Below are 14,079 nucleotides of genomic sequence, written 5' to 3' on the forward strand. Positions count from 1 at the left end.
CGCTCGGCGCGTTGACCGGCGAGTGCCGGTCAACGCGTCCTCAGGTCATGCGGCCCGGCGGCCACGTCCGGGCGCGCTGCCGCGACCGGTGCCGGCGGACCGGCCGGCGCCGGCACCTCGGGGGGAACCGCCCGCGGACCCGGCACCACCACGGGCCGCACCGCCGCCGGCACCACCGCGGGCTCCGGCGCCGCCACGGGCCGCGCCTGCGCCGCCCTGCGCGGCACCCGAAGCCGAACCCGTGCCCGAGCCGCCACGACGGCCGCGGCCCCGGCTGCCCGAGCGGAAGGACCCGCCGCCGACGGCACCGGCGCCCTGACTGCCTCCGCGCGTACGCGGCTTGGGCTGCGTCGGCTGCGGTACCTCGATGACGACGGCCACACCGGAGGGCTCGCGCGCGCCCGTGATGCGGCTGAGCTCCTCGTCGCTGGACTTGATCCGGGTGGTCTGCGGTGCGATACCCGCGTCCGCCATCAGCCGGGTCATGTCGCGCTTCTCCTCGGGCAGCACGAGCGTGACGACGCTGCCGGACTCCCCGGCGCGCGCCGTGCGCCCGCCGCGGTGGAGATAGTCCTTGTGGTCGGTCGGCGGGTCCACGTTGACGACCAGGTCGAGGTCGTCGATGTGGATGCCGCGGGCCGCGACGTTCGTGGCGACGAGGGCGGTGACCTCGCCGGTCTTGAACTGGTCCAGGGTGCGGTTGCGCTGCGGCTGGGAGCGTCCGCCGTGCAGGGCCGCGGCGCGCACACCGCTGGCGAGGAGACGCTTGGCGAAGCGGTCGGCCGCGCGCTTGGTGTCCACGAACATGATCACGCGGCCCTCGCGGGCGGCGATCCGGGTGGCGACGGCCTTCTTGTCGGTCTCGTCGGCCACGTGCAGCACGTGGTGCTCCATGGTGGTGACGGCACCGGCGGACGGGTCGACGGAGTGCACGACCGGGTCGGTGAGGAACATCTTGACCAGCCGGTCGATGTTCTTGTCCAGGGTCGCGGAGAACAGCATCCGCTGGCCGTCCGGCTCGACCTGCTTGAGCAGCGCGACGACCTGGGGCATGAAGCCCATGTCGGCCATCTGGTCCGCCTCGTCGAGGACGGTGATGGAGACGGCGTCGAGCCGGCAGTCGCCGCGCTCGATGAGGTCCTTCAGCCGGCCGGGGGTGGCGACGAGCACCTCGGCGCCGCGGCGCAGCGCGCCGGACTGGCGGCTGATCGACATGCCGCCGACGACCGTGGCGACGCGCAGGTTCACGGCCGTGGCGTACGGGGTGAGCGCGTCGGTGACCTGCTGGGCCAGCTCTCGGGTGGGGACGAGCACGAGCGCCAGCGGGGCGTGCGGCTCCGAGCGGCGTCCTGCGGTGCGGGCGAGCAGGGCCAGCCCGAAGGCCAGGGTCTTGCCGGAGCCGGTGCGGCCCCGTCCGAGGATGTCCCGTCCGGCCAGCGAGTTCGGCAGGGTGGCGCCCTGGATGGGGAACGGGTCGGTCACACCCTGGGCCGCGAGGGTCTTGAGCAGCGCGGCGGGCATGTCGAGCGCGTCGAACGACTCGACGGCGGGAAGCGCCGGGGTGAGCGTCTGCGGCAGGGCGAATTCGCCGCCCTGGGACGGTGCGGGCTTGCGGCGCGCGGGAGCCCTGCCGGCACCGCGGGTGTTCGCCTGCGGCCGGTCCGCGCCGCGTCCCTTTATGGGGCGGTTGCGGGTCGGTCGGTCCTGGCGTTCGGAGCGGGTCATACGGAATTGCCCTCCTGGGGGATTCCTGGGATCACTGGATCACTGCCGACTCCTGCGACTGCTCGGTCTGTGCGCCCCAGGATGCATGCACAGAGCAGGTGTCCCGGTGGCGGGGCCGACGGGGACAGGACGAGTCGGAAACAGCACAAACCGGGGCCCGCACCTTCACGGTGCGGGCCCCGGCTGCGAGGTACGCGTCGCGGCAATTAGGCCGGGACGATGTTCTCCGCCTGCGGGCCCTTCTGGCCCTGCGTGACGTCGAAGGAGACCTTCTGGCCCTCCTGGAGCTCACGGAAGCCCGAGGTGGCGATGTTGGAGTAGTGGGCGAAGACGTCGGCGCCGCCGCCGTCCTGCTCGATGAAGCCGAAGCCCTTTTCCGAGTTGAACCACTTCACGGTTCCAGTAGCCATGTCATTCTCCTAAAAGAGGTGCAGTGCCGAGAATCCGCACTTTACGAATTCCAAGTCGCCGCATTGAGCCCCATCCGGAGAAAGCCGGAAAACAATAAAGCGCCTGAGGAGGGTTCCCGTCAGGCGCACATAAAGTTCATGGGTACCAAAACTGCAACTGGACAACCGTAGCACGTTCCGTCGCCGGACGGCAGAGCCCTTCGCACCGGCGTGCCGCGAGTCCCGCAGACCCGGGGCGTGGGCCGGGTCGCGCACGGGAGGTTCCGAAATCGTTCCCGGCCTCTTCTCCTCGTGTTCTCCCCGGGGCCCCCGGCGGGCGGCGGTCAGCGGCGTGGGGCGAGGCCGTCCAGCAGGAGCGCGAGGTACGGGCGGGCGAGGCCACCGGGGTCGTCGTTCCCGGCAGGCCGGTGCCAGGAGGCGGTGCCCCAGACCGCGTCGTGGATGAAGCGGCCGGTGAGCGGGATGTCCGTCCCCGCGTGGAAGGCCCGCTCCGCGACGCCGCACTCCAGGGGGCGCCGCCAGACGTCCTCGCAGGTCTTCAGCGCCTCGGCCAGGTGGGCGAAGCCCGGGCGGGCTGCCAGGTGTGTGGCGTCCGTCCGGCAGATCGCGGCGGCCGCGGGGTCGTGCCCGATCCGCCGGAAGGTCTCGGTGACCAGTGCTTCGAGGGTCTCCCGGGGGGCGAGCCCGGCGTCGAGCACGGTGCCGTAAGCGGCCCGGAGTCCGCCCAGGAAGGAGGTGAGGATCGCGTCGACCATCGATTCCTTCGAATCGAAGAGAGGCTGCCGGCGAGCATCCCGGCCCCGTCCGCGATCCCGCGGACGGTGGTGGCGTCGTATCCCTGGGCGGCGAAGACCTCCGCGGCGATGGCCAGGAGTTCGGGGCGGCGGCCGGGCCGGGCTGCCGCCGTGGGCTTCCTCTTGGTAGGCACTCCCCCATTGTCGGTCCGGCTACGGAGCGGTCGGCACCGCGTGGCCGCAGGTCAGACGGTCACACCTCGCGTACCGGACTCGCGTCGGCTCCTCTGCGCAGAGGGTGGCCGGGGCGCCGGACCTGCACGACGATGTCGTCGCCGCCGATCCCGGTGCGGACGGCCTCGGCGGGTTCGGCGCGTAAGAGGAGGAAGGGCTCCGGCGGTGTGACCTCCTCGACGAAGCGGGCCCGGACGGCGGGGTCGGTGACCTCCACTCCCGGCCGGAGACACGGACGTCCCCGTCGTCGTCCCGGCATCGGGCCCCGGGTCGGCCTGGATGGCGAAGCGGGGGTCACCCGAGTGATCCGCTCGTCGGCGGCGTTCGCTATCTTGAGCGCCGCCGCCCCCAGCGGCCCCTCCTGCCCGTCCACGAGTGAAGGAGCCGGCCATGGAGGCCGCCGCCACCGCGTGTTACCGCCACCCGTCGTTCGAGACGTATGTGCGCTGCACGCGCTGCGACCGCTACATCTGCCCGGACTGCATGCGTGAGGCGGCAGTCGGCCATCACTGCGTGGAGTGCGTGAAGGAGGGGCAGCGCTCGGTACGCCGGGCGCGGTCGCTGTTCGGCGGCGAGGTGCCGACGGCGGCGACGCCGGTCGTCACGTACGTCCTGATCGTGCTGAACGTCCTCGCGTACGTCGTCGAGGTGGTCCGGCCCGCCACGGTCGAGCGGTTCGGCATGCTCGGCGCGGTGCTGGTCGGTCCGGACGGCGGGCAGTACTACTACAGGGGCGGGACCTTTCCGGGTCTCGAACTGACGGGCGTGGCCGGCGGGGAGTGGTACCGGCTCCTGACGGGTGCGTTCCTGCACCTGCCGCCGGACACCTCCTTCGGGGTGATGCACCTCGTCTTCAACATGCTCGCCCTGTGGAACATCGGCCGGGTCGTGGAGGGCCAGCTCGGCCGCGCGCGGTATCTGGCGCTGTATCTGCTGTCCGCGCTGGGCGGTTCGGTGCTGGTCTACCTGATCGCGTCGCCGGACACCGAGACGGTCGGTGCTTCGGGGGCGGTCTTCGGTCTCGCGGCGTCGTTCTACGTCATCAGCCGCCGTCTGGGGCGGGACATGCGGCCGGTCAACCAGTTCATGGCGGGGTTCTTGATCTGGATGGTGGTGTCGGCGCTGTTCACCTCGTGGCAGGCGCACCTCGGCGGGCTGCTGACCGGTGGCCTCGTGACGTACGGCCTAGCCTACGCGCCGGCGAAGCTGCGGACCTCCGGGGTGCAACTGGTCGGCGGAGTGGCCCTGGTGGCGCTGCTGGCGGTGGTGGTGGCCGTGCGGACGGCGGCGCTGACCGGAGCTGTCTGACCGGGCCTGGGACCGCCCGGCCGGGGGCGCCCGCCTACAGCGGTTCGCCGATGGGCAGCCGCCTCACTTCCGGCAGGTGGGGGTCAAGCTCACCGGGCGTGAAGCGGGTCATGCCCACGACGTGCCAGAACTCCCCCGCGGCGTCCCCGTCGTACTTGTAGCCGCCCGACGGGGTGAGGGTTGCCCAGCCGCCCGGCAGGCCGATCAGGGTCGCCCTCGGCCGCGGGTCGGAGCCGTCGGCCGGGAGGGTCCACAGGCGTACGGTGCCGTCCTCGCCCGCGGCGGCGAGGGTGGCGCCGTCCGGGCTGAAGGCGAGGGCGAGGATCCGCCCGGAGTGGCCGGTGAGGCCGGTGAGGCGTGCCCCGGTCTCCGTGTCCCAGAGTCCGACGACGCGGTCGTCGCCGGCGGTGGCGGCCAGTGGTGCGGTGGGGTGGGCGGCCGCGGTCCACAGCTTGCCCCGGTGTCCGGTGAGCCGGTGTGCGGCGACGCCGTCGCGCCACAGGACCGCCACGCCGTCCCAGCCGGCGGTGACCAGCCAGGTTCCGTCGTTACCGAAGGCGGCCCCGTAGACCCGGTCGGTGTGCGCGCGCAGGTCGGCGAGGAGCTCTCCCGTCCGGGGGCGCCAGAGGCGGACCGCGCCGTCGTCGCAGCCGGTGGCGAGCAGAGGGGTCGCGCCGGGGGCGAAGGCGATGGCCCTGACGCGGCCCCGGTGCTCGGTCAGGGTGGCGACGGGCGCGCCGGTCGAGCGGTACCAGAGGCGGACGGTGTCGTCGTCGTTCGCCGTCGCGATCAGCCGGCCGTCAGCGCTGAACGCCCCGGCCCAGATGTGCTCGGTCTCGGCGTCGATGTCCCGCAGGTGGCCGCCGTCGGGGAGGCCCCGCAGGTGGATGTCGCCGTCGTTGCCGGCTGCGGCGAGTATGTCCTCGGCGGGGCTGAAGAACGCTGAGACGAGCCGGTTGCCCCGGCCGGTGATCTCCTCGGTGCGGCGTCCCGTCGCGGTTTCCCAGAGGCGGACGATCCCGTCGTTGCCCGCCGCGGCGAGCAGGGTGCCGTCGGCGCTGAAGGAGAGTCCGGTGACCCGGCGTCCGTGGCCGCGCAGGATGCGCCGGCCCTGGCCGGTGTCGGCGTCCCAGATCTGGGCGCCCCCGTCGTTGCCGACGGTGAGGAGCTGCCGGTCGCTGGGGCGGAAGGCACATGCCCAGGCGGAGCCCCGGTGGGCGGTGGGCTGGCGGTCGTGGAGGGTGACGGTGCGGCCGCGGCGCGCATCGCCCGCGATTCTCCACAGCCTGACCTTGCCGTCGCTGTCGCATGAGGCCAGGAGCTGTCCGGTGGGGTGGAACAGGACCTGGTACACGGCGCCCGTGCCGCGTTCCAGGGCGCCGGCTGGTGTGCCGACGACGGGGTCCCAGAGGCGGACCTGGCCCTCGGTGCCGCCGGTGGCCAGGAGGGTGCCGTCGGGGTGGAAGTCCAGGGCGTAGACGCGTCCGGTGTGACCGGCGAAGGTGTGCAGGAGCCGGAAGCCGACGGCGTCCCAGATGCGGACCGCGCCACCGTCGGCGCCGCCCTGGTCGGCGGTGGCGAGCAGGGAGCCGTCGGGGCTGAACCGGGCGCGGTAGACCGAGCCGTGGTGGCCGGTGAGTTCGCCCGCGCAGGAGCCGTCGGAGAGGTCCCAGCGGCGGACCCTGCCGGACGCGTCCCCGGTGATCAGTGTGGACCCGCCGGGGGCGAACACAGCGGTGTAGACGGGGGCGGTGTGGCCGGGGAGCCGGTGCAGGGCCTCGCCGGTGGCGACGGACCAGACGGTGACGAGTCCGTCCTTGTCCCCGGTGGCGAGGAGACCGCCGGTGGTGTCCAGGACGAGGGGCCACACGCCGTCCGGGTGGACCTCGATGCGGTGGCGGCAGGACCCGGACACCGGATCCCACAGGCGTACGGTGCCGTCGGAGCTGCCGGTCGCGATGGTGTCGGCGGCGATCTTGACGGCGTACACGCGCCCCGAGTGGCCCTGGAGGGTGCGCAGTGCCTGGCCGGTGTCGGCGCCGCAGATGAGGACGCCGCCGTCCTCGCTGCCGACGGCGAGGAGTTCGCCGTCGGGGCTGTAGGCGATGGGCTCGGGAAGTCTGCTGGTGCGCATGTCGAAGCCGTAGGGGACGCCAACCGAGGAGGGGCGGTGCCCGGCCTCGACGGCCATTCCCGGCGCCATGGCCGCGGCCGCGAGTTCCGGGGCGGCGCGTACGGCGTCGTCGAGTACGGGTGCGACGAGCGCGGCGCGGTGCCAGCGGCTGCCGGTGAGGCGGGCACCTCTGAGGTCGGCGGCGGTGAGCCTGCTGCCGGTCAGGTCGGCGCCGGTGAGGTCGGCGCCGGTCAGGTCCGCGTGGTCGAGGCGCGCTCCCGCGAGTACGGCGTCCCGCAGGATCGCGCCGGTGAGGCTGGTCCCGGTGAGCTGGGCGTCGGTCAGGTCCGCGCCGGTGAGGTCGGCGCCGGAGAAGTCGCGGTGGGAGAGGTCCTCGCCCGCGAGCCGTGCCCCGCGCAGGTCGGCACCGGCCGGGACGCGGAGCCGGTCGCCGATCCGCAGGGCGTTGGCCCGGGCGCTCTCGCCGGACGGGGGCCCTTCGGGGTCGAGGGTGTCGCGTACCCAGCGGGCGCAGCGCTCGTGGTCGGCGAGGTCGCAGAGGAACTCGACGGCGAGCCGGCTGAGCGTGCGGGTGCTCAGGAGGTGGTGGTCGCCCCGGTCGAGCCGGTGGGCTGCCTCGCGGGCGACCAGCCATTCGAGTACGGAGCCGTGGATGAACTGGAAGACGCCGTCGTCGCTGCGGACGAGCAGGCTTCCGGCTCCGACGGCCTGGGCGCGTTCGGCGGTGGAGAGTTCGACGGCGGTGCGGGAGGGGCCGGTGAGGCCGCTGAGGGTGCCGGCCACGGTCTCGGTGAGTTCGTCCAGGCGCAGGGCGGTGCGGCCCGATTCCCAGAGGCGCAGGGCGAGGGCGGTGACGGAGGACCAGAGGGCTTCGGCGCCGAGTCCGGGCGCGGCGCCGGGTCCGCCTTGGCCGCGCTGCTCCTCGTGGTCGATCCAGGAGGTGAAGACGTCCTCGTAGAGGCGGGCGGGGCTCAGGGCGCGGCCCGCTCCGGCGACGGCGTGCAGCCGGTCCTGGCCGAGTACGGCGGCGAAGGAGAGCAGTCGGGGGTTGCGGCACAGCGTGAGCAGGTCGGGGATGTCGCGCAGGAGCTGGAAGCGCTGTCCGGCGAGGCGTTCGTCGCCGTAGAGGCGTTCGAGGTAGGTGCGGATCTGGTCGGGGGTGAAGCCCTCGACGGAGAGGATGCGGCGTTGCGGGAGCAGGCCCACGCGTTCGCCGAGGGCGGTGAGGATCTGGTCGTGGGACTTGAAGTGCTGGGTCCGGCTGCTGACGACGATCTTCGCGCGGTCGACGGCGGCGTCGAGGAGGACCTGGAGGTGGTCGGCCGCCCGGTCGTAGCTGACGCGGTTGACGAGTTCGTCGAAGCCGTCGAAGAGGAGGACGACCCGGCCCTCGGCGAGCATGTAGCGCAGGGCGCGCAGGTCGATGACGTCGACGTCGTGGGCGGCGAGATGGGCGGCGACGAGTCCTTCGAGTGTGTGGGCCCGGTCGAGGGTGTTGAGGGGGATGAGCAGCGGGATGAGGTTGGGCAGTTGCTCCGGGATGCGGCGGGCGAGCTCGCGCAGGGCGAAGGTCTTGCCGTGGCCGAAGTCCCCGAGGAGCAGCAGGAACCGGCCGTGGTCGCTGTCGAGGAGGTCGATGAGGTCCTCGACGAGGCCGGTGTGTTCGCCGCCGCCGGTGCGGTCGGCGTCGCGGTAGCGCTGGGTGAGGTAGCGGGCCGGCGGGTAGAGCTCGCTGCCGTCCAGGCGGGCGGTCTGGGCGGCGACGTAGCCGCGCAGGTCCAGCAGGCCCTGGAACTCGATGAAGCTGCGGAGCCTGATCCGGACGCCGCCGGACGCCGCGTGTGCGCGCAGCGCGGGGCCGGGTGCTTCTCCTGCGTACACGACGACGGCGTCGGCTCCGGTGCCCATGGCGTGGGTCTGGGCGGCGAACCGGTCGAGTTCGGCCTCGGTGGGCACGTCGGGGTGGATGGCGATGCGCTGCTGGCGTACGACTCCGTCCTCCTGCCACGTGGCCATGACCTGGGCCATGTCGCCGGGTCCGCGGCGGGGGATGTCGCGGAGGCCGACGCCGTCGCGGCGCGCCCGGCAGATCTCCTTGACGCGGGCGGTGAGGGAGTCGTCGGGTGTGTCGGAGGGGGCCGGCCCGTCGAAGTCGGGTGCGGTGGGGGCGGCGGCCCGGGCGGGGAAGGTGCGGCCGGTGTTCCGCCAGGGCCCGGTGGGGAGCGCGGAGGGCGCGGCTCCGGGGGTGCGGTCGTCCCAGCGGGTGACGCCGTCGGCGGCGATCTGCAGGAGCTGGAAGCGTGCGGGTGCTGCCGAGCCGAAGACGGGTAGCCTGCCCGCTCCCGCTTCCGCTTCGTAGTGGGTGGGTTCGCCGCCGGTGGTGCGGGGGCCGCCGGTGGGGCCGTGGAGCAGGAGGTTGAGCCGGGGTCCGGTGAGCCGGGTGAGGACGTCGGCGTCGCGCAGGGGGCCGGGGCCTCCGGCGGTGTCGGCCCGGTGGCGGGCGCCGGTGAGCGGGTGACGCAGGGCGCCGATCCGCAGCCAGCCCTCCTCCTCGTAGCCGCGCAGGGCCTCGGCGAACCAGGCGACCTGGTCGCGGCCGACGGAGCCGTACTGGTCGTCGGCGCGGTGGCTGAAGGCCATGGTGGAGTTGAATCCGGCGATCACGGTGTTGAGTTCGGGGACGGGGAAGAGGGTCCAGGGCTGGTCGCTGTCGAAGACGATGTCGAGGCCCTGGTAGAGGCTGCGGAAGAGCCGGGTGTAGTGGCGCCATTTGGGCCAGTAGGGGGCCTGGGGGACGACCTCGTCGGCTTCGCAGGTGTGGAAGTAGCCGCGGCAGGCAGCCTGGTTGACGTCCTGGGCGCCCGGCACGACGACCACGCGCTGCGGTGGCAGTTCCAGCTGGGAGCGCAGTGCGGTGAGGAAGCCGAGTGCCTGGTCGCATTCGCGGGGGCTGCCGGACGAGGTGAGGTCGCCGGTGACGACGAGCAGGTCGGGGGCGGGTGCTCCGGCGTCCCGGAGTTCGACGATGTCGCCGCGGAGCTGCCGTGCCAGGGTCTCCGGTTCGCGGCCGCGCCCGAAGTCGGGACCGGCGAGGTGCAGCACGGTGACGGTGTCGCGGCCGGGGGCGGCGGTGGTGACGGGCGGGTATCCGGGGGCGCGGGCGGGTCGGCGCCGTCCGGTCCAGCCGGGTCCGCGGCCGTTGTCGCGGTCGGGTCCCGGCGGATAGGCGTCGGGGAGTACGGACCGGCCGGGGACGGGCGGGGAGCCGGGGTACCCGGGGCGCCGTGACGGTCTGGCGTGCCCGTCCAGGGCCTGTTCCACGCGGGTCAGCAAGAGGGAGCGGGCGGCGTCGGCGGTGTCGACGCCGACGAGGTCCACGTAGGTGAGGGTGGCGAGGAGCCCTTCGATGGGCATGTCGTCGACCCGTACGGTGAGCAGCCGGCGCTCCGGCGCCTCGGGGGCGGCGCGCAGGGCGGCCTGCCATTCCATACGGCCGTAGATGGAGCGTTCGTAGTGCCGGGAGAGGACCGCGATGACGGCGGCGGACTCGCTCACGCCGCGGTCCATGTAGTCGATGAAGTTGGTGCCGGGCACGAAGTCCCATGCCTGGACGACCGTGCGGTAGCCGGCTTCCTCGAGCGTCCAGGCCATCCAGGCCGCCCAGGGCTCGTCGGCCGGCGAGTAGCTGATGAAGAAATCGAACTCGCTTGCTTCTGAGCTGAGTTCACCGTCTGACACCATCGTTCCATGGTAAGAGATTTCTCATGGCGGCGACTGTGGTCCGGCCGGTCCGGGGACGGCGGGCCGAAAGGCGTCGCGCGGCGGCTGCATCCGCTCGACTGGCTCGCGGGCGGTCTGCTGGCCCTCGGGCTGATCGCGGTGGTGACCGGACTGCTGCCCACGGGTCCGGCGGCGGACCAGCTGCGGCGTATCGGGCCGCTGGTGGTGTTCCTGGGCACTGTGATCGTGATGGCCGAACTGACCGGCCGGGCGCAGGTGTTCGACGTGGTGGCCTCCTGGGTGGCGCGGACGGGCCGTGGCCGGTACCCGCTGCTCTTCGGGCTGTGCGTGCTGTTCGCCTCGCTGACCACGATCACGCTCAACCTGGACACGACGGCGGTGCTGCTCACCCCGGTCATGCTGGCGATGGCGACCCGGGTGGGGATCGCGGCGGTCCCGCTGGCGATGACGACGGTGTGGCTCGCGAACACCGCGAGCCTGTTGCTGCCGGTGTCGAATCTGACGAATCTGCTGGCGGCGGACCGGGTGGCGCTGTCGCCGTCCGGGCTGGCCGCCGTGATGTGGCTGCCCCAGCTCGCGGCGATCGGCGTGACGGCGGCCTGCCTGTGGGCCTTCTACTGGCGGCGGGGCCGGCGCGGCCAGGACCGGTACACCCCGCCCGCGCCGCCGGTGGCGGAGGATCCCGTGCTGCTGCGGATCTGCGCGGTGGCCTGTGCGGGTTTCCTGCTGGCGATCCTGGTCGCCGACGTGCCGCTCTGGTCGGCGTCGCTGACGGCGATGCTGGTCGTGGTGGTGGCGTTCGCCGTACGGCGCAGGGGGGAGCTGAAGCTGTCGCTGGTGCCGTGGCGGCTGCTGGTCCTGGTGCCCGGGATGTTCCTGGTGGTGGAGACGGTCAACGCGCACGGACTGCACGAGCTGCTGGAGTGGGTGCTGGGCTCGGACAACGGCTTCGTGGGGATGCTGCGGTCGGCCGCCGTCGGAGCGGGGATGTCCAACGTGCTGAACAACCTGCCGGCCTATGTGGCGGGCGAGGCGGTCGTCCCGGCGGGGAACCACGAGCAGTTGCTGGCCCTGCTCATCGGTGTCAACGTGGGCCCGGTCATCACTCCGTGGGCGTCCCTGGCGACACTGCTGTGGTTCGAGCGGTGCCGCTATCACGGGACGCGGATCGACATGGGCCGCTTCCTGTGGACGGGTCTTGTGCTGTCGGTGACGGGGACGCTCGCCGCGGTCTGCGCGCTGGCTCTGGTCAGCTGACCCGAGGGCGGCAGGGGCTGCGGGCGCCCACCGCGGCCACCTGGGCCAGCAGGTAGTCCAGGGTGTCCGCGCGGGCGGCGACGAAGCTGCGGTCCTCGCCGGGGCCTTCGAAGCCGGGTCTGAACACGCCGCCCCCCAGCGTCCGCAGGAGCACCCCGGACTCGGCCGCGAGGAGCGCCCCGGCGGGCAGGTCGAGCCCTTCGGCCCGGTAGCCGACGAAGCCGTCGATGGTCCCTCTGGCCAGCATGCTCCACCCGAGCAGCGGCGCCCACAGCTGGAGCACGCGGCGGCAGCCGAGTTCGAGGTGCTGGCGCAGGGCGGCGGCCCGGACGTTCCCGCGGCCCACGGCGTGCCCCTGGGTCCAGGCGATGACCGGTCCGGGCGCGGGCAGTCTGCCGTCGGGCCCGGTCAGCGGGCCGGTGTCGGCGTGCGCCCCGTGCCCGGACACGGCGTGCCAGGTGCGGCCGGTCAGGGGTTCGTGGACGACCCCGAGCACGGGTGCGCCAGCCACGCACAGGGCGATGCCGACGACGTAGGCGGGCAGCCCGACCGCCACGTTGTTCGTGCCGTCGAGCGGGTCGACCAGCCAGGTGCGGTGGCCCGGTCCGTCCAGCATCCCGGCCTCCTCGGAGAGGATGCTGTCGTACGGGAAGTGGCGGCGAAGCCGTGCCAGGACGATCTCCTCGGCGGCCAGGTCGAGCGCGGTGACGACGTCACCGGAGGCGTCCTTGGTGCGCACCGTGAGGGGGGCGCGGAACCGTTCGCGGAGCATGTGACCGGCGGCCTCGGCCGCCGCCACGGCGACGGCCCGCTCCTCGGCGTAGGGTCCGGCGCCGCCGGGCAGTTGGCCGGCGGCGGGACCGGGATCAGGCGCTGACGTGCTCATCGATCCTCCTGAGAGCGGTGCGGACGGCCGCCACCGTGTGTTCCTCGTCGTACAGTCCGCGTGTCATGGTGCGCGCGGGTCCCTCCAGCGGCCCGAGCGAGAGGTCCGTTCCGCCGGGCACGGTCCGGCCGAGCACGAGGGTGGCGGCGGGGGTGCGGCCGTCGGTGCAGGTGGCGTGGAACTCGCCCGCGGGCAGGGTGTACGTCTCTCCGGGTCCGTTGACGCGCTCACGGCCGGGCTCGCCGCGGACGAGTGTGGCGGTGGGGACTATCTCGTCCACTCCCCCGGGCCCGCTGTGCACCTCGAACACCCGGTGCGTGGGTGAGTCGGGGGACGTGGTGACCCGTACCGGCACGTTGGTGACGCTTCCGTACAGGACGTGGCTGCGCAGTTCCCAGCTGTGCGCGTGCCAGGGTTCGGCGTCGTGCACGGCGCCGTGCCCCGGGTCGAAGAGGTGGACGCAGATCCCGCGCGGCCCGTCGCGCAGGAGCGGCAGACAGAGGAACCCCAGGGGGTGGTGCACGGCGCGCAGGGCCCGGACCCCGGTGGCGACCTCGGTGAGCGCGCCCACCGCGGGCCGGCGGGGGTCGGTGGCGGGGTGCCCGGATCCGCCGCCGGAGAGGGCCAGTTCGAGCTCGTCGTAGTCCATGGGATCGCGCCCGCAGGCGCTTCACCTCCGGTAGGGGTCCTCCGCGTGCAGGGCCTTGACGATGATCTCCCCGATGTCGCTGTCGGTGAACGTCCGGGGCAGGGGAAGGTCCAGGGTCTCGAACAGCGCCCGGGTCTCGTCGACCGTGGGTTCCTCGCCCAGGGGGACGCCCACACGCACGGGGACCGGGACCGCCTGTGCGCGGCTCTGGTGGAGTTCGGTGACGTAGTAGTCGTAGAGGGGCTGTTCGCGCTCGACCAGGAGGTTGACCCGCGAGGTGTCGTCCTGGGTGATGACCAGGCAGGACTCGGACAGGTCGAAGCGGAGGGTGGGGACGGTCGAGGAGAGGTGCACCGTGATGTCCATGGTGGTGAGCCTGTCCTGGTACCAGCAGGCGGCGAGGACCGTCGCGTAGGACTCCTTGCGCACCCGGTCGGTCGTCCAGTGCCCGGCGTGTCCGGTGCTGGTGCGGGTGGCGAACATCTGACGGAAGCGGGCGTAGGCCTGGCAGGTCCGCTCGTCGGCCGGGTTGATGATGTCGATCTTCATAGTGAGCTGGGAGCGCTGTTCGCGCGCCGCGGCGACGCACTGGGGCAGGGTGACGGCACGTAAGTAGGTGCCCGTGCCGCCCTTGAAGTACCAGAGGTGGGTGCGCTGGCGGGCTGCGCGCAGGGCCTCGGCGACCTCGTTGCCGGCGAGGGAGCGGACCATGGTGAGGTCTTCGAGGGCGCGCCGTGTGCCGGCCATGGCCTCCTCGATCGTCGCGGGCTGGCGCACCCGTTCCACTATCGAGCCGAGCGCCAGGGCGCCGAGGACCACGAGTGTGGCGCCCGACGCGACGTCGCTGGTGATGACGTCGCCGAAGATGTCGAGGAAACCGATGGTGAGCGCCACACCGGCGGCGATGACCACGTCGATGTTCTTGAGGATCCAGGCCACGGACCGCTCCAGGCGCCGTCCGCGCACCGTCATGTGATTCCGCCTCCCCCGTGGACTCCCTC

General features: G+C 73.0%; 8 protein-coding genes and 2 pseudogenes. 2 read left to right on the plus strand and 8 right to left on the minus strand.

All coding sequences use genetic code 11. The annotated features are described in order from the left end of the window. Nucleotides 1-45: 45 nt before the first annotated feature. From ACFU5K_RS18190 to ACFU5K_RS18205, 4 genes and pseudogenes are all read right to left on the minus strand, one after another. A complete protein-coding gene (locus ACFU5K_RS18190) occupies nt 46-1,725 on the minus strand; it encodes a DEAD/DEAH box helicase (protein WP_384062475.1) in 1,680 nt (559 codons plus the stop codon). A 206-nt stretch (nt 1,726-1,931) separates the two neighbouring features. Further along, nucleotides 1,932-2,135, minus strand: coding sequence for a cold-shock protein (locus tag ACFU5K_RS18195; protein WP_003969786.1), 204 nt, complete (start codon nt 2,133-2,135; stop codon nt 1,932-1,934). A gap of 323 nt (nt 2,136-2,458) precedes the next feature. Beyond that, nucleotides 2,459-3,063, minus strand: a pseudogene (locus tag ACFU5K_RS18200) (TetR/AcrR family transcriptional regulator). 59 nt (nt 3,064-3,122) lie between these two features. Then, nucleotides 3,123-3,405, minus strand: a pseudogene (locus tag ACFU5K_RS18205) (pyridoxamine 5'-phosphate oxidase family protein); the annotation flags it as partial. An 88-nt stretch (nt 3,406-3,493) separates the two neighbouring features. Here ACFU5K_RS18205 and ACFU5K_RS18210 point away from each other — a divergent pair. Beyond that, entirely contained in the window at nt 3,494-4,411 is a 918-nt protein-coding gene (locus ACFU5K_RS18210; protein WP_384062477.1) for a rhomboid family intramembrane serine protease, read from the plus strand. Nucleotides 4,412-4,445: 34 nt separating this feature from the next. Here ACFU5K_RS18210 and ACFU5K_RS18215 read toward each other — a convergent pair whose 3' ends face one another. Next, the gene (locus tag ACFU5K_RS18215; RefSeq protein WP_384062479.1) at nt 4,446-10,286 is read right to left on the minus strand and encodes a TIR domain-containing protein; all 5,841 of its coding nucleotides are present in this window, start codon (nt 10,284-10,286) and stop codon (nt 4,446-4,448) included. 6 nt (nt 10,287-10,292) lie between these two features. On the opposite strand from ACFU5K_RS18215, the gene ACFU5K_RS18220 reads away from it, so the two are divergent. Beyond that, nucleotides 10,293-11,543 carry an SLC13 family permease gene (locus ACFU5K_RS18220; protein ID WP_384062482.1) on the plus strand — a complete coding sequence of 417 codons (1,251 nt, stop codon included), beginning with the start codon at nt 10,293-10,295 and terminating at the stop codon, nt 11,541-11,543. Here ACFU5K_RS18220 and ACFU5K_RS18225 read toward each other — a convergent pair. From ACFU5K_RS18225 to ACFU5K_RS18235, 3 genes are read right to left on the minus strand one after another with little or no spacing between them, the layout of a single operon-like run. Further along, nucleotides 11,536-12,429, minus strand: coding sequence for an inositol monophosphatase family protein (locus ACFU5K_RS18225; protein ID WP_384062485.1), 894 nt, complete (start codon nt 12,427-12,429; stop codon nt 11,536-11,538). The genes ACFU5K_RS18220 and ACFU5K_RS18225 overlap by 8 nt on opposite strands. After that, complete coding sequence (locus ACFU5K_RS18230; RefSeq protein ID WP_384062488.1) at nt 12,410-13,078, minus strand: hypothetical protein; 669 nt, start codon at nt 13,076-13,078, stop codon at nt 12,410-12,412. The genes ACFU5K_RS18225 and ACFU5K_RS18230 overlap by 20 nt, the downstream gene beginning before the upstream one ends. Before the next feature lie 21 nt (nt 13,079-13,099). Next, nucleotides 13,100-14,050 carry a hypothetical protein gene (locus ACFU5K_RS18235; RefSeq protein WP_384062490.1) on the minus strand — a complete coding sequence of 317 codons (951 nt, stop codon included), beginning with the start codon at nt 14,048-14,050 and terminating at the stop codon, nt 13,100-13,102. Between the last annotated feature and the right edge of the window lie 29 nt (nt 14,051-14,079).

The organism is Streptomyces sp. NPDC057428 (assembly GCF_042803195.1).
GTDB lineage: Bacteria > Actinomycetota > Actinomycetes > Streptomycetales > Streptomycetaceae > Streptomyces.